Below are 20,335 nucleotides of genomic sequence, written 5' to 3'. Positions count from 1 at the left end.
CCATCGCTGCTTTTTACTTTTTATCAAACTCACCTCCTTGAGAGTGAAATAGATCTTTGGAAATCATAGGTTTTCCCAATTCGAAATACAAACAATAGTGACTGGTTTATTTTTAATTTGAGACAACCCTTTTTTTATATCATTTATTCTCCCTAAATTTAGTCTTTAAAACACCTTATCATGGCAAATCTTTATGATGGAAAAATGGCCTCAATTTTTGACGCCATGTACCAAACCTTTATTGATTATGATGCAGAATATCAATTCTATACCAATTTAATTAAGGAACACGAGTGCAAAACAGTTTTGGAAATTGGCAGTGGAACAGGCAATCTAGCCAAACGGTTTTTACAAAATTACATCGATTATATTGGTTTGGATTACAGCCAAAGTATGATTGCAATTGCCAAAAAAAGAAATGAAAATGGGATTTTTATTCTGGGAGACATGAGGGATTTTAAACTACAAAAACCTGTTGATTCCATATTAATTACGGGACGCTCTACCAGTTATTTGATAACAAATCAAGATCTAAATAATACGTTCTGTTCTATTTATAAAAACCTGAGTAAAGAGGGAATTCTCATTTTTGACTTTATAGATGCTAATAGATTTATCCCTTTTATTAAAGAAAATCCTGTAACACTTCACGAAGCTACCTACCAAGGAATAGACTTCTATCGCAACAGCAAGTGGAGAACAACTGCCTTAGAAAATTTCATGCTGGATTGGACAGCACTTTATTACACCATGAAAAATGATAAAAAAGAAATAATTGCCGATGATTTTTCTACCGTTCGTGTTTTTACCTTAAACGAAATACAACTATTTTTATATTTAAATGACTTTGAAATCATTCAAACCATCGATAGAAAAACCTACGCTTACGATACGTATGTTATTGTTGCACGAAAAAAATAGAAAAAAAAATCCCGAGCATCAGACTCAGGATTTATATCAATACAAAATTATTTGCTATTCGTTGTGTAAAAACGCTTGTCTGTTCAGTAAAGTCTCTTCGCTTTCTACATGATTGTCATCCGGAATACAGCAATCTACCGGGCATACGGCCGCACATTGTGGCTCATCGTGAAATCCTTTACACTCCGTACATTTTCCGGGTACAATATAATACACTTCGTCAGAAATTGGAGTTTGAGCTTCATCGGAATCTACTTCGGACCCATCAGGCAAAATCACTTTCCCTTTCAGTTTTGTTCCGTCTTTGTATCTCCAATCGTCTGCTCCTTCATATATTGCGGTATTTGGACACTCGGGCTCACAAGCACCACAATTGATACATTCGTCTGTTATAATAATTGCCATCTTTTTATTGTTTTAAAGTCAAAATATCGAAGGTAAAATATCAAATGTTCTTTTGACATTAGGACTTTTGACTTTCGACATAATTATGCTTATTTTTGTGCAAAATTACAATCAAAACTATTCATAAGCAAACATTATGACATTAGAAACAAAAAAAAGTGTTTTTGTTGAATTAGGGAAATTTTTAAGTCAGTTTTCCGAAAACAACACGTTAAAAAATCCGACTGTTTTGCACAACGAAGCGTTTTTTGATGCTTTTGTTGACTTGATACAATTATCGCAATCGCATAATGGCTGGTACACCCCAGAAAACGTCTATTTCTCGATACATTCTTGGGCAGAAGCTCTGACAGAAAAGAACTTAAACCAATGGCTTTCCAGTTATACTATTCCAATACAAGAATCTGAAAACATCGCCTTAATTCTTGCCGGAAATATTCCGTTGGTGGGTTTTCACGATTTTCTATCGGTTCTAATTACAGGAAATAATGTGTTGGTTAAAACATCGTCAAATGACCAGCATTTATTACCTTTTTTAGCTAAATACATCATTGCAGTACAACCAGGATTAGCTAAGAATATTACCTTTGTAGATGGAAAATTAGAGAATTTTGATGCCGTTATTGCCACAGGAAGCAACAACACAGCCCGTTATTTTGAATATTATTTTAAAGACAAACCGTCTATTATTAGAAAAAGCAGAAATTCAGTAGCGGTTTTAACCGGAAATGAAACCCAAGAACAACTTACTGCTTTAGGCGAAGATATTTTTCGCTATTTCGGATTGGGTTGCCGCAATGTTTCTAAACTTTTTGTGCCAAAAGGATATTCGTTTGTTCCGTTTTTTGAAGCCATATTTGTGTACCAAGACGTCATTCATTACGAAAAATATGCTAACAATTACGATTACAATAAGGCGGTTTTTCTGATGAGTAATTTCAAATTACTGGACAATGGATTTCTGACTTTAAAAGAAGATCAAAGTCATGCCTCGCCAATTTCAAGTGTCTTTTATGAGTTTTATGACGACATTAATGAATTAAAAACAAAATTAAAATTAGAAAGTGAGCAAATACAATGTGTTGTAGCGGATAGAACGATTGATGACAATGTGGCTTTTGGACAAACTCAAAATCCCCAATTATGGAATTATGCAGATAATACCGATACTATTTCGTTTTTGTTAACAATATAGCTGAAAAAAGTACAATTATTCCGAATTAATTAACGTTTTTTAAACTCCTATTGTCGAAATTTGCACTTTAATTTTTTGGACATAAACTACACCATGAAAAAACACAACTACAGCGCAGGACCTTGTATTTTACCGCAAGAAGTTTTTGAAAAATCAGCACAAGCTATTTTAAATTTTAATGATTCCGGATTATCCCTTTTAGAAATATCACACAGAAGCAAGGATTTTGTTGCCGTTATGGACGAAGCGAGAACACTGGTTATTGAACTTTTAGGACTTGAAGGCAAAGGCTACAGCGCCTTATTTCTGGCAGGCGGAGCGAGTCTAGAATTTATTATGGCTCCCTATAACTTGATGAAAGAGGGCGGAAAAGCGGCGTATCTTGATTCCGGAACCTGGGCAGCTGGTGCTATAAAAGAAGCTAAGCTTTTTGGTGACACAGTAGTTGTTGCTTCCTCAAAAGACGAAAATTACAATCATATTCCAAAAGGATACGCAGTACCAGCAGATGCTGATTATTTTCACTGCACGAGTAACAACACTATTTTTGGTACACAAATGAAGGAATTCCCGGCATTGGACATGCCAATTGTATGTGACATGAGCTCTGATATATTTTCACGACAATTAGACTTTTCTAAATTTGATTTGATTTATGCCGGAGCCCAAAAAAATATGGGACCAGCAGGAACTACCCTGATTGTTGTAAAAGAAGAAATCTTGGGTAAAAGTGGTAGAATAATCCCAAGCATGTTGGATTATACTAAACATATCAAAGCAGAAAGTATGTACAATACACCCCCTGTTTTTCCGGTTTATGCTTCCTTGTTGACCTTACAATGGTTGAAAAATCTTGGTGGTATTGCCGCTATTGAAAAAATAAACAATGCTAAAGCAGCGTTGATTTACGGAGAAATTGACAGAAACCCATTATTCAAAGGCGCTGCAGCTGTTGAAGATCGTTCGAACATGAATGCTACTTTCTTATTAAATGATGAAGCACATGCTGCCACATTTGATGCAATGTGGAAAGCAGCGGGAATTTCAGGTTTGCCCGGACACCGTTCAGTAGGTGGTTACAGAGCTTCTATGTACAATGCACTCCCGTTAGAAAGTGTTCAAGTATTAGTGGATGTAATGCAGGCTTTGGAAAAAGGAATTTAAAAATTAAAATATTGAATGATTTAAAGATTTGAAAAATCAATTTTTAATCAATCACACATTAAACAACATAGATTGAATCTTTAAATTTTTCAATCTTTAAATATAAAATACAAATGAAAGTATTAGCCAATGACGGAATTTCTAAAAGTGGAATTCTAGCTTTAGAAAAAGGTGGATTTGAAGTAATAACAACAAAAGTAGCACAGGAACAAGTGGCTAATTTTGTAAACGAAAATAATGTAAGTGTGGTCTTGGTACGAAGTGCAACTAAAGTTCGGAAAGATATCATTGACGCTTGCCCAGGGCTGAAAATCATAGGTCGTGGTGGTGTAGGTATGGATAATATTGATGTGGATTATGCTAAAAGCAAAGGGATTCACGTGATTAATACTCCAGCTTCATCCTCAGAATCAGTGGCTGAATTGGTTTTTGCACATTTATTTTCCGGCGTTCGTTTCTTGCATGATTCGAACAGAAATATGCCGCTTGAAGGAGATACCAACTTTGATGGTTTGAAGAAAGCTTATGCGAACGGAATTGAACTAAGAGGAAAAACACTGGGAATTGTTGGAATTGGCCGTATTGGTCAGGCTACCGCTAAAATGGCGTTAGGACTAGGAATGAAAGTGATTGCTGCCGATAGTTTTATCCCGCAAGTAGATGTTAAAGTCGAATTTTTTGACGGACAATCCATCACGACCACAATCGTTTCTCAATCATTAGAATCTTTATTCAAAGAAGCTGATTTCATTACGTTACACGTTCCTGCACAAGATGGTTACATCATTGGAGAGGCAGCACTTGCTATTATGAAAGAGGGTGTAGGAATTGTAAACTGTGCCCGTGGCGGTGTTATTGACGAAGTTGCATTAGTAAAAGCATTAGACAGCGGAAAAGTATTATTTGCAGGATTAGACGTTTTTGAAAATGAACCAACTCCTGAAATGGCTATTTTGATGCATCATAAAATCTCGTTGACTCCACATATTGGAGCGGCAACAGGAGAAGCACAAGATAGAATTGGGACTGAATTAGCTTCCCAAATTATTAGCATATTAGGTTAGTATTTTCAAATTAAATATTTAATGAGAGGCTGTTTGATACAAACAGCCTCTTTTTTTGTTTAAAATCCTACCAATCAATGATTTGTTTTTCGTAACTTTATAATTCAATTTTTTATCATGAAAAAAAGTTACTGCATCATTATCGTCATTTTTTGTGTGATTTTGGGATGCACATCTTCTAAAACTGCATTTCCAAGTACCGAGAAATCTGTTGCCGCTCAAGGCGACACAGTTCGTATTGCAAATGAGGAACTGGAATACGAGGTGATAATTATTGATCCTGGTTTTAGCCTTTGGCTTAACTCAAGGGCTTTTCCAAGAAATTATCATTCCCAACCTTTTTTGGAAAGCAAAAACCAACTTTATGTGATGGAATGGAACAGTCGGGTGTTGCAACCGCAACGCTATGATCCCAATTTGTATGAATTGACAATCAATTATGACCATAACATTGATTATGGGTATGAAGTAAATTATTTGATCTACAATTATATGATTTATTTTCAAAACACGCATAAACAAAAATTCTTTGGTTTTGTCCCCATCAGATAATGTCACTATCTTTGTATTGATTATAAATAAAAATGAACAAACTGAAACAGCGTTGGGGGATTGAAACTAATTTCCAACTTACCCTTATATTTATTGTTTTTGCAATAACCGGATCCGCATCGGCATGGTTGTCCGAACCTTTTTGTTTTTGGCTGGGAATTACTTCCGAAGAATTAGGGCATTGGTTTACTCCTGTTCGGTTAGTTCTAATTTTCCCCATCTATCAAGTATTATTAGTGTTAATAGGCTTTTTGTTCGGACAGTTCAAATTCTTTTGGACTTTCGAAAAAAAGATGCTTAAACGCATGGGATTAGAATTTATTTTTAAGAAATAACTAAAAACGCCTCGAATTACGAGGCGTTTTTGTTTTTAATTACATACTTGTAAATCCAAGTTAAGGTAAAGGTGGGAATAAAATCCGAAAACGGTAAAATTTCTTCCAGAAAAGTAATCACTCCTCCTACCCGTCCAATTGTTCCTTTATACATCCATGTCATCAAAAAACCGGCTAGAGGAGCCCAAATTACATCTGAAAACTCCCCTATAAAAGGAACAACGAACGAAAGCATACCGATGGCATCAAACAGAATTCCTAAAAAGAGATTTCTGGTCTTACTGCTTTCTGCGCTAACGGACACCTGTTCTGTCATAAAATTTTGATTTTATTTTGGAATGCGTACAAATCTCTAGTGCCAATTATTTTTTGAGTTTATCCTGATATATTTTTTTTAATTTATCAATTTTGGGTGTGATCACATAACTGCAATATCCTTGTGTTTTGTTCTGATTGTAGTAGTTTTGATGGTAATCCTCCCCTACATAAAACTTCGTTGCTGATGAAATTTTAGTAACAATTGGTTTTCCAAATGTGTTCTCAGTAGTCATCAAAGCCATATAATCCTCGGATAACTGTTTCTGGAAAGGATTGTGGTAAAAAATTTCACTTCGGTATTGCGTCCCAATATCATTCCCCTGACGGTTCAAAGTTGTAGGATCATGTGTGGCAAAGAATATTTCCAATAGCTCTCCAAAACTTATTTTATTAGGATCAAACGTAATTTCAATCGCTTCGGCATGACCAGTGTCACCAGTACCTATTTGCTGATATGTAGGATTTACTGTGTTTCCGCCTATATATCCTGAAACTACCTTGCTCACGCCGTCTAGTTGTAAAAAAACTGCTTCGGTACACCAGAAACAACCTCCCGCAAAGGTTGCAACTTCCATTTTGTTTTGTATTTCCATATTTTTTGTTTCTATACTTTTAGGCAAAGTACTATTTTTTTCTTTTGCACAAAATGAAAAAGGCAATAGTGCTAAAAAAATCCCAATTATTTTATTCATAACCTATGATTTAAGATCAAATTTATTCATTAAATCGTTGTGAATATCCACTCTTAACTAAAGTTTATAGTTTGTCAAAGGAAAATAAACGGTGTTCCAATTCATAATCATGAAAATCTTTGTTTCTTTGTAAAAATAGATTATAATGATACAAGCCAAAAATTTACATAAATATTACGATCAACTCCATGTGTTAAAAGGAGTTGATTTACATATTCAAAAAGGAGAGATTGTCTCTATCGTTGGTGCTTCAGGAGCCGGAAAAACAACACTTTTACAAATCCTTGGTACTTTAGACAAGCCAAGCCTTGAAAACGGAATTGAATTACGCATCAACAATGAGGACATTCTGACGATGAATGACAAAAACTTATCCAAATTCAGAAACTTAAATTTAGGTTTTATATTCCAATTTCACCAATTGTTACCAGAATTTAGCGCATTAGAAAATGTGTGCATACCTGCTTTCATTGCTAATAAGCCCAAAGTTGAAACGGAAATTGAAGCTAAAAAACTACTGACTTATCTTGGTCTTTCCCATAGAATGAATCACAAACCCAACGAGCTTTCCGGCGGGGAACAGCAACGTGTGGCGGTGGCCAGAGCGCTTATTAATAAACCTGCTATCATTTTTGCTGATGAGCCTTCCGGGAATCTAGACACGGCTTCTGCTGAAAACCTACATCAATTATTTTTCAAACTGCGTGATGAATTGGGACAAACGTTTGTAATTGTAACACACAACGAGGAATTAGCCAATATGGCCGACAGAAAACTAATAATGGTAGACGGTTTGATTAGTAATTAGGAGCTATTTCCAGCTATACACTCTATCTTTTTATTTTTAAAGAAAAAATAAAAAGGATGCCGTTTCTATCTGGGCTATACCTTGAAAGAACTAGCTGTACTTCCTAAAACAAATTAGTATCCAAAGTCATCCTCTATAATGAATCCATCAGAACTTAAAGATTTCCTCGACGAAAAAGTCCTACAATACAACACACTCGATTTCATAGAAAGTGATCCGGTACAAATCCCGCATTTGTTTTCACAAAAAGAAGACATTGAAATTGCCGGTTTTCTCAGCGCTACCATTGCTTGGGGAAACCGTAAGATGATTATCAAAAATTCACATCGCATGATGGATTTAATGGGAAATGCACCGTATGATTTTGTCATGTCACATACAGAAAATGATTTGGAACAATTGGAATTGTTTGTACACCGCACTTTCAACGGACAGGATTTTGCTAGTTTCATCAGAAGTTTGCAGCACGTTTATGCCAATCATGGTGGTTTAGAAGTGGTTTTCAGCAAACATCAGGAAACTCATTCGATGCAAAAAAGCATCCATGAATTCAAGAAAATATTTTTTGAAATTCCGCATCCGCACAGGACCCAAAAGCACATCTCCGATCCGCTGAACAATTCAGCAGCAAAGAGAATTAACATGTACCTCAGGTGGATGATTCGTCAAGATAATAAGGGAGTCGATTTAGGAATCTGGAAAAGCATTTCTCCCGCTTCATTATCTTGTCCCTTGGATGTACATTCCGGTAATGTAGCCCGAAAATTAGGTCTCTTGACACGCAAACAAAATGATGGAAAAGCCTTGTCTGAATTAGATACAAACCTTCGTAAATTAGATGGTATAGATCCTGTTAAATATGATTTTGCTTTGTTTGGACTGGGGGTTTTCGAGGGATTTTAGCAGGGGGTAAAAGTTAATTTAATTTTAGGGGATTTTTTTTCTATGGTGTAAAATAGTTTACATTAAAATAACCCGAAAATTTCATCTGTCATAAATAGCCTTAGAAAAATCGAACTTAAACTTGATGAAAACCTACTTGCGTATCTTCGCTTAAAATATTTATCCTTTACAATTGTGTTTTTAAAATTCTATTTATTGGATCTTGAAAGCCACCTATTCTTTTGTCTTCTTTTCGATTAAAATGATGGCTCCAAACCAAAAATTTTGACTTTAAAAAAAACAAAAAATTTGTTTGGATAAAAAAGTATTGAGGTCAGTATTAAATTTCATATATTTAAAGTCTATAAAAGACCGATAAAATGGTAATTCCCAAAGGTCAAAACCTTATAGAGTTTGCTGAACGCTTTAATAGTGATTAAATTTGTAGATAATACCTTTTAAAAATAAAATGCTCAGAGAAGTATGTTTGTAGAAACTGTAGTCATACTAAAAGTCAAATTCGCAAAGACTATGCAAGAACCTAAAATATTTGTAATGATACTGAATAAACTATGGCTAATACGCTATTCCATAAAGTGAAATTTGGATTAAGAAAAGCATTTTTCATTTGCTTTGAAATGGCTACAACCACAAAAAGTCTTTCTGCATCTCAAATGGCTGTTCAATTTGGAGTTCAAAAAAAAATAGCAAGAATGTTTATGTAAAAAGTTCGAGAAGCAATGAAATCAAGTAAAAATTTTCCATGAAAGGGATTATAAATGTAGATGAATCCGTTGTTGGTGGTTTGGAGAAAGGCAGATAATATTTGTCATAAAGAAATAATATGCGGTTAGATACCGACCTCAAGAAACTAATTCATTAAAAATAAAAACTATTCAATATGCGATTGCGTATATAAGTAATAGGAACGATATATTGTTGCGTATTATAATGTCAAACCTATAATAAAGACTGAGGTTGAGTTAAAAACAAATACAACATTATTTTAATCTCATTACTTAATTAAATATTAATAATAATTTTAATTTAGATTTTCCAAATATAATCCATGAAACAAAAATTTATAACAGTACAAAAACTAAATAAAATGGACGAACTTATACTGTTTTTCCCCTTAAAAATAAAAGACAAAAACCGTACTTTATTCCCAAAATTAAAAGCAGTAGACAATGAGTGATTTGAAAAAAATCGTCTTGGCTGAAGATAATTCTATTTTTTTATTATTATTAAAGTTTCGATTGGAAAAAGAGGGCTATAAAATCCTGACAGCTGTAAATGGAAAAGAAGCACTTGAAATAATAGAAGAACACAATCCTGACTTAATTTTGACTGATATCATGATGCCTTTTATTAGTGGTTTAGAAGTTATCAGCTATGTAAGAAATAAATTGAACCTACAAATCCCAATCATCGTTTTTTCATCGGCGGGACAAGAGGAAATTGTTCTTAAAGCATTTGATTTAGGCGCTACTGATTTTATGAGTAAGCCTTTAAGTCCTAACGAACTAGTGATTAGAGTAAAAAGATTGTTGCGCTAACAAGTCCCTATAAAGAACCCTGGGGTTGCTATATGAATACAAATTATTACTTACTTGACTATTTCAATGGGTCACCACTTATCATTCAAGTGGCATGGATGATAAGTGGTCTTTTTATTCTTATTCTTCTTCCTCTAATACTATACTTGAAATATTTGAGAAGCCATCTGAGAAAAAAAGAACGGATTACGGCTGAATATGAAAGCAAATATGAAACGCTTCTAATCCGATATCTATATTCTGGAGATGAAGAACAAGAGATCAGTCCGGAACAGCAAGTGATAATAGATGAATTAAAAGACTCTCTAACGGATCTATTCAAACGAAAAATTTTAATTGCTGTTTTGCTAAAGTTAAAAAATGAGGTTTCAGGAGAAATTGATGAATCTATTCAAAAACTCTATTTTCAAACTGGTCTTATCAACTACACTTTATCGCAATTAAAGCATAAAAAATGGTATATTATTGCCAAAGTAATCCGGGAATTAAAGCAATTTAAGGTAAAGGAAGCACATGATGAAGTGATTGTTCACATAAACCATCCCCGAAGAGAGGTTCGAAAAGAAATGCAATTGTATATGGTCAATTTATTTTATTTTGAAGGACTGAATTTTTTAGACATTTTAGAAACACAACTGTCTGAATGGGATCAGATTCAATTATTAGAAGTCCTACAAAGACTGGAAAATCAGAATATCTCTAATATTAAATCCTGGTTGGGTTCCTCTAATGATTCAGTAGTCATATTTTCTTTGAAACTAGCAAAAACGTACAATCAGTTTGAAGCAAAAGAGGAACTAATCCATTTGTTGTACCACATTAATAAAAAAATAAGACTAGAGTCCATTCAAGTATTGAGTTATTTAAATGCCTCAGAAGCCAAAGAAATTTTGAAAATTAATATAGAGCAACGCAGTCCGGAGGAACAAATTGCTTTTTTTAAAATGATGGAAAATTTATATGAAACCAGTGACGAATTGTTTCTGATGCAATACATACATTATACAATTTTTGAAATTAAGGTTTCCTCATTAAAAATTTTAAAAATCCTTAATACCGAAAAATTCAATCTGCTTAAATTAGAATCTTCTGATCCACAATTTTTGAAAATTGTTAATTTTATTGAAAACAATTAAGTATGGGAAACAGTACCGAACAAATTATATTTGAAACAATCCATTATTTGTTTTTTATTTATAGCATGACGGCTATAGTGTCTTATCTCATACTTGCCGCCATTTCTGCTGTAGAAACAATAGAATACAAACGAAAAAACAGTTTTGTGAATTACATAGAAATATTATCTTCAAATAGCTCCCCTTCCATTTCAATTATAGCTCCAGCCTATAATGAAAGTTTAAATATCGTTGAAAACGTACGCTCTTTATTGTCAAACCACTACGTAAATTATGATGTAATTATAGTAAATGACGGTAGCAAAGATGACAGTTTAGAAAAACTCATTCTGGTGTATGAACTAGTGCCCGTATCCTTGCTTATTAACGAACAAATCCCAACCAGACCGCTCAGAAAAGGAATTTACAAATCAACAAATCCTGCATTTGAAAAATTAATTGTTGTTGACAAAGAAAACGGAGGAAAAGCAGATGCTTTGAATATGGGCCTTAATATAAGCAACAGTAAGTATGTTGCCTGCATAGACGTCGATTGTTTATTGCTTGAAGATTCACTCCAAAAAATGATTAAACCCTTTCTTGAAACTACTGACAGAAGAGTTATTGCTGCTGGAGGAGTCATTAGAATTTCGAATTCATGCATTGTCAAAGAAGGCAAGTTGCAAGATATCAATTTTCCTAAAAAATTACTAGAGCAAGGCCAGATCCTAGAATACATTCGTGCTTTTTTATTAGGAAGAATGGCCTGGAGCAGACTTAATGGGTTGTTAGTGATTTCCGGCGCTTTTGGCTTGTTTGACAAAAAAATTGCGATCAGGGTAGGCGGTTATGACATCCGTACGGTAGGAGAAGACATGGAACTTGTAGTACGAATGAGAGGCTACATGGAAGAACAGAAAAAAAAATACAAAGTTGCCTATATTCCTGATCCGCTGTGTTGGACGGAAGCACCTGATAATTATAAAACATTTATTTCACAAAGAAACAGATGGACTCGCGGAACTATTGAAACTTTGAGAAGACATCGAAAAGTTGGATTTAATCCAAAATACAAGGCGCTGGGAATGCTGAGTTATCCCTATTGGTTTTTTTTCGAAAGAATGGCTCCTATCATAGAAGTGGCAGGTCTGCTCTATTTTGGAATTCTTATTGTGTTTAATCAAGTACGCTGGGATTATTCACTTGCCTTTTTACTTTTAGCCTATTTATTTACCGTTTTTTTTTCTTTAATATCCTTAATTACAGAAGAACTCACCTATCATCAGTATAAAAAGAAAGGAACAGGCGTTCACTTATTGCTAATTGCTTTTTTAGAACCATTTGTCAATCATCCCTTTATTTTATATGCAGCGATTCAAGGGAATAGCGATTACTATTTTAATAAAAAGAAAAAATGGGGAGAAATGACCCGAAAAGGAATGACTAAAGCATCTAATTAAACGCAAATGAAAACGAAATTTACTTATAAAAAAAGTTTAGAATATATTTACGCTACGGTTTCGTTGATCCTTATATTTTGTCTGTTGAGTTTCATTGATGTATTCAAAAATTTTGAATTACTGTCATTTATTTATAAAGTATTTAATGATTTTTTTACGGGAATACTCCTCGGAATATTATTTTTTCCACTGTATTTAGGATTAGAATATATAAAAAATACTATTGGAATACTGGTTATCAGAATACTATTCTCCAGTATCGTACTCATCCAAGTTGGATTAACGGGATACAGCCTTACCACTCATATCAATCTTGGAGCAGACCTTCTAGGTTATTCATTGAGTGATATGTACACCACTGTTTCTGCATCTTTATCCTTATCCTTGCTGACATTTTTACCTTTTGTAGTTATACCTGCAATGTATTGGGGACTGAACTGGTTGTTCCATTTATTTGGACATAAAATCAACACAAAAATTTTACTTCTAGTGGTATTCTTTTTTGGAAGTTTGAATTTATTAATTGCCAATAGCAATAAAACTGCTTCTCAAAACAAATTAAATTTTTTGTTGAGTGATATTCTAAGAGCTAAAAATGACATCGCTTTAGCGTCTCAAGGCGACTTCTCTTTTAAGAAAGAATACCCATTAGAACGAGCCTCTGAAGAAACTAAAGATGTCCTGGCTTCGTTTTTTAACATTCAAAAAGAGAAACCAAATGTGGTTTTTATAATTGTTGAAGGACTTGGTAGCGATTTTACTAACAATGGCGATTATAAAGGTTTCACGCCTTACCTTGACGCCTTGGTATCAAAATCGCTTTACTGGGAGAATTTCGTGAGCAATGCAGGTCGAACATTTGGCGCACTCCCTTCATTAATAGGTTCGTTGCCGTTTGGAGAAAATGGCTTTATGGAATTGAATCCCTTACCCAAGCACAATTCACTAATCAGTATTCTGAAATCAAATGGATACACTACCAATTATTTTTGTGGCGATGACTCCAGTTTTGACAAAAAAAGTAATTTTCTGGAATACAATGGTATCGATAAAATTGTAGATATCGATAAATTTGGCCCAGGATATACAAAAACAAAGAAAAATGCAGGCGGTTTTTCCTGGGGCTATCCTGATGCGGAGATTTTTCGTAAAACATTATCTGAATTAAAAGATACTAAACAACCTCGCCTGGATATCATCATGACGCTTACCAATCACGAACCCTTTAATTTTCCTTCTAAAAAAGCGTATTTAGAAAAAGTAGAACGCATTTTAGAAACCAAATCATATTTTGAAAAAGACAAATGGAACGATTACAAAGATATTTTTGCGTGTTTGTTGTACACAGACAATGCGATACAGAATTTCATGCAAGCCTATGCTAAAAGACCCGAGTATGCAAACACCATTTTTATTATTACGGGGGATCACAGGTTAATTCCAGTTCCTCAAAAAGATAATTTATCCCGTTTTCATGTTCCTTTTTACATTTACAGCCCCATGTTGAAGAAAACGGCAACATTCAAATCTATTTCTTCCCATAGCGATGTTACGCCAAGTTTAATTTCTTTTTTGACAAATAATTATGAATTTAATCCATTAGAAAAAACGACCTGGCTTGGTCAGGGACTCGACACCGTGCGAGAATTCAGAAATATCCATAGCATTCCGCTGATGCGATACAAAGGAAGCATCAATGATTATATTTATAAGGACTATTTCTATTCTGATGGGACTGTATTTAAGATTGATGAAAATTTAAATCTTAGTGAAGCAAACAACGACATGACTGAAACGATAAGCAATTTTTTTACTGATTTCAAAAAATTAAATGCTTATTTAACTACAAAGAATAAAATCACAAAGGCTGCTACAAGCTTTAAGAAACCTGCTTATACGTTTACTGCTGAAGAATTTTTGACCATTAAAAAATTAACAAAAGGATTGAATCGTGATCAGGTTTTCTTTTTAGCCAGAGAATTAGCATTTACAAAAGAGCGTGAAAAAGCCCGATTATTATGTGATTACATCTTGAATGAACTTCCTAATTATGGCGAAGTAAGAACACTCAAAGGCCGAACGTTAGCTTGGGATGGCGATTATAAAAACGCCGAAAAAGAATTATTGGAAGTTATCAACAGAACCCCTTTTTATAGCGATGCCTATTTAGCACTGATGGATGTGTATTGGTGGTTAGGGCAAAACAATAAAGGGGTCGCAATTGGCAAGCTAGCATTGGGTAATCAAATAAATGATGCAGAATTGGGTTATAAACTGGCACAAGCATACTATAGAATTCACAATCTAAAAAATTCAAACACACTGATTGACAGCCTATTGATACTATATCCTAAAAATAAAGAATACTCTAATTTTAAAAAAAATCTGAAAAAATGATTTCAAAAATAATGCTAAAACTACTTTTTCTAGCCCTGTTTTTTGGCGGCTTTCAAATGTCCGCACAAGAAACTAAATTTGAGGGAGATCCTGATGCTTCTTTTGAAATTGCTCGCAATTTAGCTTTTAATCAACAACGCAAGCAAGCACAAGACACCTTGTTATTCATTTTGACAACATATCCTAATTACCATGATATCCGCTCTTTTTTAGCGACAACCTATTCTTGGGACGGCGACTATAAAAAAGCAAGAAAAGAATTTAATTATGTCCTCGAAAAAGACATTGAGAATAAAACTACCTGGATAGCTGCCATAAAAAATGAATTGTGGGGAGATTTGCCATTTGCCGCATTAGAAATGACAAATAATGCTTTAAAAATATTTCCAAAAGACACTGAACTATTGTATTTGAAGGCGAGCGCACAAGAAAACAGCAATAATACATTAGAAGCATTAAGCACGATTCAGCTCCTATTAGATACAAATCCGGAGGATCAGAAAGCCAAAGACTACAAGGCGAATTTAAACAATGGCTTGAGCCAAAATGCCATAGGAATAACTTCCTCCGTAGACCTTTATTCCGATGTTTTTGATCCAATGCAATACCATGCGCTAATGTACAGGCGGCAAACGAAATACGGAAGCATCATAGGAAGAGTAAATTTCAACAGGAGATTCAACGAAAATGGAGTGCAATATGAAGTAGATTTATACCCAAAAATTACAAAAGGACTATATGCCTATGTGAATTTTGGCATCGCCAGTACTTTTTTGTTTCCAGATATAAAATATGGTGCTGAATTATTTAAATCACTACCTAAAAGCTTTGAAATTTCCCTAGGATTCCGCACCTTGAAATACAATACTACCACCAATATTTATACTGGATCTCTGGGCTGGTATACCGGAAACAGTTATTTATCTTTCCGTCCTTACTTTACTCCCGGAGTAACAGGAACCAGTATATCCGGGACTTTTACCTATAGAAAATACCGAAGTGACGCTGATAATTATTTAGGAGTAGCCGTTAGTATGGGTTTCTCTCCGGAAATTAATCAGTTCGCTATTGATGAAAATGCAGCTAAATTTGTCGCCTTAGAAGCCCAAAGAATTAATCTTGGGTATTATTTTACCTCATCTAATAAGCAAAATGCCTGGGGAACACAATTAGCGGTTACACACCAAGAAATAATATTTGACCAAGGAAATTTCTTTTGGATTTATTCTCTAGTACTTTCATGGGAATTAAAATTCAAATAACCGATTCCCATTTCTAATTTAATTTTCCAAATCTTTTTTTGCTTCAAAAGAAGGATTCTTCATGTATAAAAAATCGAACTCACTGTTTCTAAAAACCAATAAAACAAATGCTGAAAAACTGCTTTTTGTTAAAAACGATTCTGCTTTTTTAAGATTATGTGTTTTGAAGCATTTTAATGCAATACATCAAAAATATTTTTTTTTGATGTATTTTATATGTAATATTATAGTGCAAAATATTAATAATCAAATACCTATTAAAAAAAATTCCACTTGACAAACATTAATTTAAGTAAATGATTGTAAATAGTATGATTCGCTTTAAACGCAGTTTAAAAGGAAAAACATCCGAGCAAATCAATATTTTTTATCAAGCACTATAACTTGATAAATATTCAGCTGGTTTAATTCTTCATTTCAGAAGCTTTTACAGATGCCTAAATTTTTATCATTATCCAATTTGTTATTGAGTAAAGTCGAATAAATAGTATAAACGATATTCAGGATTAATTTAAATGTATAGATTTGCAGTAGGATTTTTAATCAATAAGTGTAATTTTTTTTCAGGACGAGACACGGCTATGTAAGAAAAGAACTTTTAATACAATTAGTTCTCATGATTCATCCGCCCAAACGCTGCGATGAAATAGACGGAATTGCTTGTGAAATATTAAACGGAGCGCCAGATTTTTGTTCTGTACCATTTATTGTAAAGTCCGGCATACAATTTTTTGTGGAAACTAAGGTATCACAGAGTGTTTGGCATGGTAAACGGATCATTTTCAGAGTCAGCTAAAGATATATCTCAAATGAAACTATCAGAAAAAAAATTTTTAAAAAAATTTTATCTCAATCCATCTGCTTGTAGTTTAAGCGATTTGGTTACAGGAGAATATATTGAAGTGAATGACGCATTTTGCAATTTGCTCGGATTTGATAAAAATGAAGTCATAGGTAAAGCACCTGTGGAATTTGGTATTTTAACACTTGAAAGTCTAAATACCCTATACCTGAAGATAGATACCAATCAAAAAATATCTAACCTGGAAGCAAATCTGATAGCGAAGAATGGAGATGTGAAGCATGTGCTGTTATCGGCAGATAATGTATATATCCGGAATAAAAAATGCCGTTTTACTGTTGTCCATGACATTACCAATCACATACAGGCCAAGCAGGCGCTGGAAGTAAGCGAAGGAAAATACAAAACCTTGCTAAATGCATCTCCCGATGGTATTTTATTAATCAATATGAAAGGAGTCATTACTGAGGTTTCTGAAATCGGGCTTGAATTATTTGGCACCGATACCAAAGATGATTTGGTAGGCAAAAAAATTTTCCGATTCATTCCATTTGATGAAAAAAATACGATAAGAAAAATCATTGAAAAGACAATGAATGAAGGACTATCACAAAATATTGAATTAAAAATTAGAAAGCTAAATCAATCGTTATTTGCCGGTGAAACGAGTGTCACTTTAATACAGGACCCGGATGGGGTGTCCTTATCATTCATGATCATCATCCGTGATATTTCACAACGTAAGAAGATAGAGGCAAAACAACTTCATGCCGACCGGATGGCCAACCTTGGAGAAATGGCCACAGGTATTGCACATGAGATCAACCAGCCATTAAATATCATTTCTATGGTAATGGATAAGATTTTATTTGAGTCTGCCAAAACCGAAACTATCAACATTGAATTCCTTGAAAATAAATCAAGCAAAATTTTTGAAAATATAATCCGGATCAGGAACATTATAGATCATATCAGGGCATTTTCAAGAAACGACAGCGATTACATATTGACAGCTTTCGATATTAATTCAAGCATCGAAAATGCCGTTACTATATCAATAGAACAGTTGAAACACCTTGGAATCAACCTGAACCTCCAACTTGATAAACAAATTCCTCATATAGTTGGCAATACCTACAAATTTGAGCAGGTTATTATTAATCTGCTGGCCAATGCCAAAGATGCAATAGAAGAAAAGCAAAGCATACAGGAAGATTATTTTGAAACACTCATTGGGATCAGAACGTATCAGCAGAATCAATTTCTAATCGTAGAAGTTACAGATAATGGTATTGGCATTGGAAATGACGATATCAATAATATTTTACTTCCTTTTTATACTACAAAAGATGAAGGAAAGGGAACCGGAGTTGGATTATCAATCTGTTATCAGATAATCAAGGAAATGAACGGAACCATAGACATAACGAGCGATCATTTTTATGGAACGAAAATAAAACTAGTTTTGGATACTCAAAAGAAAAAGTAAAAATGGAAAAAAAAGAGAAAATAAAAATCTTGATCATTGATGATGAGAAGCAATTCACAGAAGAATTGATTGGTTTTTTTCTGGATTCAGACTTTGAATTTTATGAGGCCAACACAGCCGCAGAAGGGAAAAAAGTATTAAAAAATAATAAAATTGATCTTTTAATCCTTGACGTGCGGTTGCCTGGTGTGAATGGCCTTGATATTCTGAAAGAGGTAAAAATCCAATACGCTGAGATGGAAGTCATCGTCATTTCGGCTCATGGCGATATGGATACGGTGATCAAAGCCATGCGATTTGGGGCATTCGATTATTTGCGCAAACCTTTCCGGTTTATTGACATTCAGATTGCGATTGAGCGTACCCGAAAATATCTTCAGATGCAACGAAGGCTGAAGCAGATGGAAGAAAAGAACTCATTAATATCCAAAACCCTCGAAGATAAAATCAACCGACAGTTTATCGGAGTCAGCCCACAGATTTTGAATGTATTTGAACAAGCCATCATCGCCGCAAATTATCCCGATGCTAATGTGCTGATAACCGGCGAAAGTGGAACCGGAAAAGAAAATATTGCCAGAATCATACATTATTCGAGCGAAAAGAAGGATCCTGTTTTTTGTGCCGTTAATAGTAGTGCCATTACAAAATCACTTTTGGAAAGCGAATTTTTTGGCCATAAAAAGGGATCGTTTACCGGTGCCATCTCCGATAAAATGGGTTACTTTGAAGTGTGTAACGGCGGTACCCTATTTCTTGACGAAATCGCAGATATGCCATTAAACCTACAGGCGAAAATTCTGCGTGCCACGGAAGAAAAGGTAATCACCCGGGTGGGGGATACAAACCCGATACATACTGACTTCCGGATTATTTCTGCCACCAATCATGATATTTATAAAAAAGTGGAGCAAAAAAAATTCAGGCTCGATCTGCTTCACCGGCTCAATACACTGCATATACATATTCCGCCCCTTAGGGAAAGGCCAGAAGATATCAAACCTCTGTTGATCCATTATGTTGATGACTATGCAACGAAATTTAAAAAACCAAACATTCATATCTCCAAAGAGGTTTTTGATGCGCTCCTGAAATATGATTTTCCTGGAAATGTCAGAGAATTGAGAAATATGACCGAAAGGGCCCTCATTCTTTGCAAAGGCAACCTGCTCGGGATAAATGACTTCCCTGTAAAATCGCAAAAAACATCCTCATCGGAAGCTCATTCTGATTCAGTCAATCTGAGAACCCACGAAATTAAAATGGTACGTAAAGCTCTACAAAATTGTAAATGCAATCAGACGGCTGCAGCTGATATGCTGGGAATTACCCGCGATGCTCTCTTGCGAAAAATGAAAAAGTACAATATATCTGTTAATAAAAACGAAGAGTAAAAAACGATAACCAACAATACTTCTGATATAAAAAGTATCGTTCTATTCAGGAGATCTCAGATCAGGTCCGGGAAGGCTCAATGTCATTATCAGATTCGGGAAGGACGGTCGGGTTAGGAATGCTCCTTGACTCAGGAAGTCTCGGACTTACAAATTTACCTATCCGTTTTGTAAGTTGAATTCGTTAACCTTTTTGTGGATAATGTAACTGACGAAGTTAATTGCACTTAACCATTTGTTGAGAGCCTGCCTACCAGATGAAGTTCTCCCATTTCCGCACATGTGTGCGATAATTTCAATTATTATCCATTTTTACTAATCTTTTCGTAAAAAATATATTAATATAATTTATTTTTTTTATAAAAAATCACAATTAATTAATGATATTGAAATAATGTCTTGTTTGTTTTTAACTCAACCCCAGTCTTTACTGAAGGTTTGACATTATAATATGCAACAATATATCGTTCCTATTACTTATATAAACACCTATATACCTCAATTACAGCATACTGTACTGT

Annotated in this window: 19 protein-coding genes and 1 pseudogene; 17 read left to right on the top strand and 3 right to left on the bottom strand. The window is 34.2% G+C overall.

All coding sequences use genetic code 11. The annotated features are described in order from the left end of the window. The first annotated feature begins 180 nt into the window (after positions 1-180). On the top strand, positions 181-921 hold the full coding sequence (locus EKL98_RS08160) for a class I SAM-dependent DNA methyltransferase (protein ID WP_126562001.1): 741 nt from the start codon (positions 181-183) through the stop codon (positions 919-921). A 54-nt stretch (positions 922-975) separates the two neighbouring features. On the opposite strand, the gene EKL98_RS08155 is transcribed toward EKL98_RS08160, so the two are convergent. After that, a complete protein-coding gene (locus tag EKL98_RS08155) occupies positions 976-1,326 on the bottom strand; it encodes a 4Fe-4S dicluster domain-containing protein (protein ID WP_126454541.1) in 351 nt (116 codons plus the stop codon). Between the two features lie 136 nt (positions 1,327-1,462). Here EKL98_RS08155 and EKL98_RS08150 point away from each other — a divergent pair, with 136 nt between their 5' ends. The 5 genes from EKL98_RS08150 to EKL98_RS08130 all read left to right on the top strand — a co-directional run bounded on the left by EKL98_RS08150 (position 1,463) and on the right by EKL98_RS08130 (position 5,636). Beyond that, positions 1,463-2,521 (top strand): acyl-CoA reductase, encoded by a 1,059-nt coding sequence (locus EKL98_RS08150; protein WP_126562000.1) that lies wholly within the window; start codon positions 1,463-1,465, stop codon positions 2,519-2,521. Positions 2,522-2,614: 93 nt separating this feature from the next. Continuing rightward, on the top strand, positions 2,615-3,685 hold the full coding sequence (serC, locus tag EKL98_RS08145) for a 3-phosphoserine/phosphohydroxythreonine transaminase (protein WP_126462272.1): 1,071 nt from the start codon (positions 2,615-2,617) through the stop codon (positions 3,683-3,685). A gap of 113 nt (positions 3,686-3,798) precedes the next feature. Beyond that, positions 3,799-4,749 (top strand): D-2-hydroxyacid dehydrogenase, encoded by a 951-nt coding sequence (locus EKL98_RS08140; RefSeq protein WP_126554246.1) that lies wholly within the window; start codon positions 3,799-3,801, stop codon positions 4,747-4,749. Between the two features lie 117 nt (positions 4,750-4,866). After that, on the top strand, positions 4,867-5,301 hold the full coding sequence (locus EKL98_RS08135) for a DUF6146 family protein (protein ID WP_126561999.1): 435 nt from the start codon (positions 4,867-4,869) through the stop codon (positions 5,299-5,301). Positions 5,302-5,333: 32 nt separating this feature from the next. Next, the gene (locus EKL98_RS08130) at positions 5,334-5,636 is read left to right on the top strand and encodes a DUF6787 family protein (RefSeq protein ID WP_126462279.1); all 303 of its coding nucleotides are present in this window, start codon (positions 5,334-5,336) and stop codon (positions 5,634-5,636) included. 16 nt (positions 5,637-5,652) lie between these two features. Here EKL98_RS08130 and EKL98_RS08125 read toward each other — a convergent pair whose 3' ends face one another. Next, positions 5,653-5,952: a hypothetical protein gene (locus EKL98_RS08125; protein ID WP_126462282.1), complete on the bottom strand. Its 300-nt coding sequence runs from the start codon at positions 5,950-5,952 to the stop codon at positions 5,653-5,655. A 46-nt stretch (positions 5,953-5,998) separates the two neighbouring features. Then, the gene (gene msrA / locus EKL98_RS08120) at positions 5,999-6,646 is read right to left on the bottom strand and encodes a peptide-methionine (S)-S-oxide reductase MsrA (RefSeq protein ID WP_126561998.1); all 648 of its coding nucleotides are present in this window, start codon (positions 6,644-6,646) and stop codon (positions 5,999-6,001) included. Between the two features lie 145 nt (positions 6,647-6,791). On the opposite strand from msrA, the gene EKL98_RS08115 reads away from it, so the two are divergent. The 11 genes and pseudogenes from EKL98_RS08115 (at position 6,792) to EKL98_RS08070 (ending at position 19,814) form a co-directional block, all read left to right on the top strand. Then, positions 6,792-7,454 (top strand): ABC transporter ATP-binding protein, encoded by a 663-nt coding sequence (locus EKL98_RS08115; RefSeq protein ID WP_126454557.1) that lies wholly within the window; start codon positions 6,792-6,794, stop codon positions 7,452-7,454. A 138-nt stretch (positions 7,455-7,592) separates the two neighbouring features. Next, complete coding sequence (locus EKL98_RS08110; protein ID WP_126554242.1) at positions 7,593-8,357, top strand: TIGR02757 family protein; 765 nt, start codon at positions 7,593-7,595, stop codon at positions 8,355-8,357. Between the two features lie 419 nt (positions 8,358-8,776). Next, positions 8,777-9,156: pseudogene (locus EKL98_RS08105) on the top strand (IS1595 family transposase); the annotation flags it as partial. Between the two features lie 249 nt (positions 9,157-9,405). Continuing rightward, positions 9,406-9,534, top strand: a complete 129-nt coding sequence (locus EKL98_RS18425) for a hypothetical protein (protein WP_255416239.1) — start codon at positions 9,406-9,408, stop codon at positions 9,532-9,534. After that, positions 9,527-9,895, top strand: a complete 369-nt coding sequence (locus EKL98_RS08100; protein ID WP_126462291.1) for a response regulator transcription factor — start codon at positions 9,527-9,529, stop codon at positions 9,893-9,895. The genes EKL98_RS18425 and EKL98_RS08100 overlap by 8 nt, the downstream gene beginning before the upstream one ends. Before the next feature lie 32 nt (positions 9,896-9,927). Continuing rightward, positions 9,928-11,031 (top strand): hypothetical protein, encoded by a 1,104-nt coding sequence (locus EKL98_RS08095; protein WP_126561997.1) that lies wholly within the window; start codon positions 9,928-9,930, stop codon positions 11,029-11,031. A gap of 2 nt (positions 11,032-11,033) precedes the next feature. After that, positions 11,034-12,470, top strand: coding sequence for a glycosyltransferase family 2 protein (locus EKL98_RS08090; protein WP_126462297.1), 1,437 nt, complete (start codon positions 11,034-11,036; stop codon positions 12,468-12,470). Positions 12,471-12,476: 6 nt separating this feature from the next. After that, positions 12,477-14,867 carry an LTA synthase family protein gene (locus tag EKL98_RS08085; RefSeq protein WP_126561996.1) on the top strand — a complete coding sequence of 797 codons (2,391 nt, stop codon included), beginning with the start codon at positions 12,477-12,479 and terminating at the stop codon, positions 14,865-14,867. Continuing rightward, entirely contained in the window at positions 14,864-16,129 is a 1,266-nt protein-coding gene (locus EKL98_RS08080; protein ID WP_126462303.1) for a YaiO family outer membrane beta-barrel protein, read from the top strand. Before EKL98_RS08085 ends, EKL98_RS08080 begins: the two co-directional genes overlap by 4 nt. A gap of 809 nt (positions 16,130-16,938) precedes the next feature. Beyond that, positions 16,939-18,420 carry a PAS domain S-box protein gene (locus EKL98_RS08075; protein WP_158614920.1) on the top strand — a complete coding sequence of 494 codons (1,482 nt, stop codon included), beginning with the start codon at positions 16,939-16,941 and terminating at the stop codon, positions 18,418-18,420. Positions 18,421-18,422: 2 nt separating this feature from the next. After that, on the top strand, positions 18,423-19,814 hold the full coding sequence (locus tag EKL98_RS08070; protein WP_126561994.1) for a sigma-54-dependent transcriptional regulator: 1,392 nt from the start codon (positions 18,423-18,425) through the stop codon (positions 19,812-19,814). The last annotated feature ends 521 nt before the right edge of the window (positions 19,815-20,335 follow it).

It is taken from the genome of Flavobacterium bomense (assembly GCF_003970355.1).
This window is presented reverse-complemented; position numbering and strand designations above follow the sequence as displayed.

Bases quoted from the DNA above. Each gene is read 5' to 3' on its own strand.
- EKL98_RS08160 (WP_126562001.1), top strand. From the start codon at position 181: ATGGCAAATCTTTATGATGGAAAAATGGCCTCAATTTTTGACGCCATG.
- EKL98_RS08155 (WP_126454541.1), bottom strand. From the start codon at position 1,326: ATGGCAATTATTATAACAGACGAATGTATCAATTGTGGTGCTTGTGAG.
- EKL98_RS08150 (WP_126562000.1), top strand. From the start codon at position 1,463: ATGACATTAGAAACAAAAAAAAGTGTTTTTGTTGAATTAGGGAAATTT.
- serC (WP_126462272.1), top strand. From the start codon at position 2,615: ATGAAAAAACACAACTACAGCGCAGGACCTTGTATTTTACCGCAAGAA.
- EKL98_RS08140 (WP_126554246.1), top strand. From the start codon at position 3,799: ATGAAAGTATTAGCCAATGACGGAATTTCTAAAAGTGGAATTCTAGCT.
- EKL98_RS08135 (WP_126561999.1), top strand. From the start codon at position 4,867: ATGAAAAAAAGTTACTGCATCATTATCGTCATTTTTTGTGTGATTTTG.
- EKL98_RS08130 (WP_126462279.1), top strand. From the start codon at position 5,334: ATGAACAAACTGAAACAGCGTTGGGGGATTGAAACTAATTTCCAACTT.
- EKL98_RS08125 (WP_126462282.1), bottom strand. From the start codon at position 5,952: ATGACAGAACAGGTGTCCGTTAGCGCAGAAAGCAGTAAGACCAGAAAT.
- msrA (WP_126561998.1), bottom strand. From the start codon at position 6,646: ATGAATAAAATAATTGGGATTTTTTTAGCACTATTGCCTTTTTCATTT.
- EKL98_RS08115 (WP_126454557.1), top strand. From the start codon at position 6,792: ATGATACAAGCCAAAAATTTACATAAATATTACGATCAACTCCATGTG.
- EKL98_RS08110 (WP_126554242.1), top strand. From the start codon at position 7,593: ATGAATCCATCAGAACTTAAAGATTTCCTCGACGAAAAAGTCCTACAA.
- EKL98_RS18425 (WP_255416239.1), top strand. From the start codon at position 9,406: ATGAAACAAAAATTTATAACAGTACAAAAACTAAATAAAATGGACGAA.
- EKL98_RS08100 (WP_126462291.1), top strand. From the start codon at position 9,527: ATGAGTGATTTGAAAAAAATCGTCTTGGCTGAAGATAATTCTATTTTT.
- EKL98_RS08095 (WP_126561997.1), top strand. From the start codon at position 9,928: ATGAATACAAATTATTACTTACTTGACTATTTCAATGGGTCACCACTT.
- EKL98_RS08090 (WP_126462297.1), top strand. From the start codon at position 11,034: ATGGGAAACAGTACCGAACAAATTATATTTGAAACAATCCATTATTTG.
- EKL98_RS08085 (WP_126561996.1), top strand. From the start codon at position 12,477: ATGAAAACGAAATTTACTTATAAAAAAAGTTTAGAATATATTTACGCT.
- EKL98_RS08080 (WP_126462303.1), top strand. From the start codon at position 14,864: ATGATTTCAAAAATAATGCTAAAACTACTTTTTCTAGCCCTGTTTTTT.
- EKL98_RS08075 (WP_158614920.1), top strand. From the start codon at position 16,939: ATGAAACTATCAGAAAAAAAATTTTTAAAAAAATTTTATCTCAATCCA.
- EKL98_RS08070 (WP_126561994.1), top strand. From the start codon at position 18,423: ATGGAAAAAAAAGAGAAAATAAAAATCTTGATCATTGATGATGAGAAG.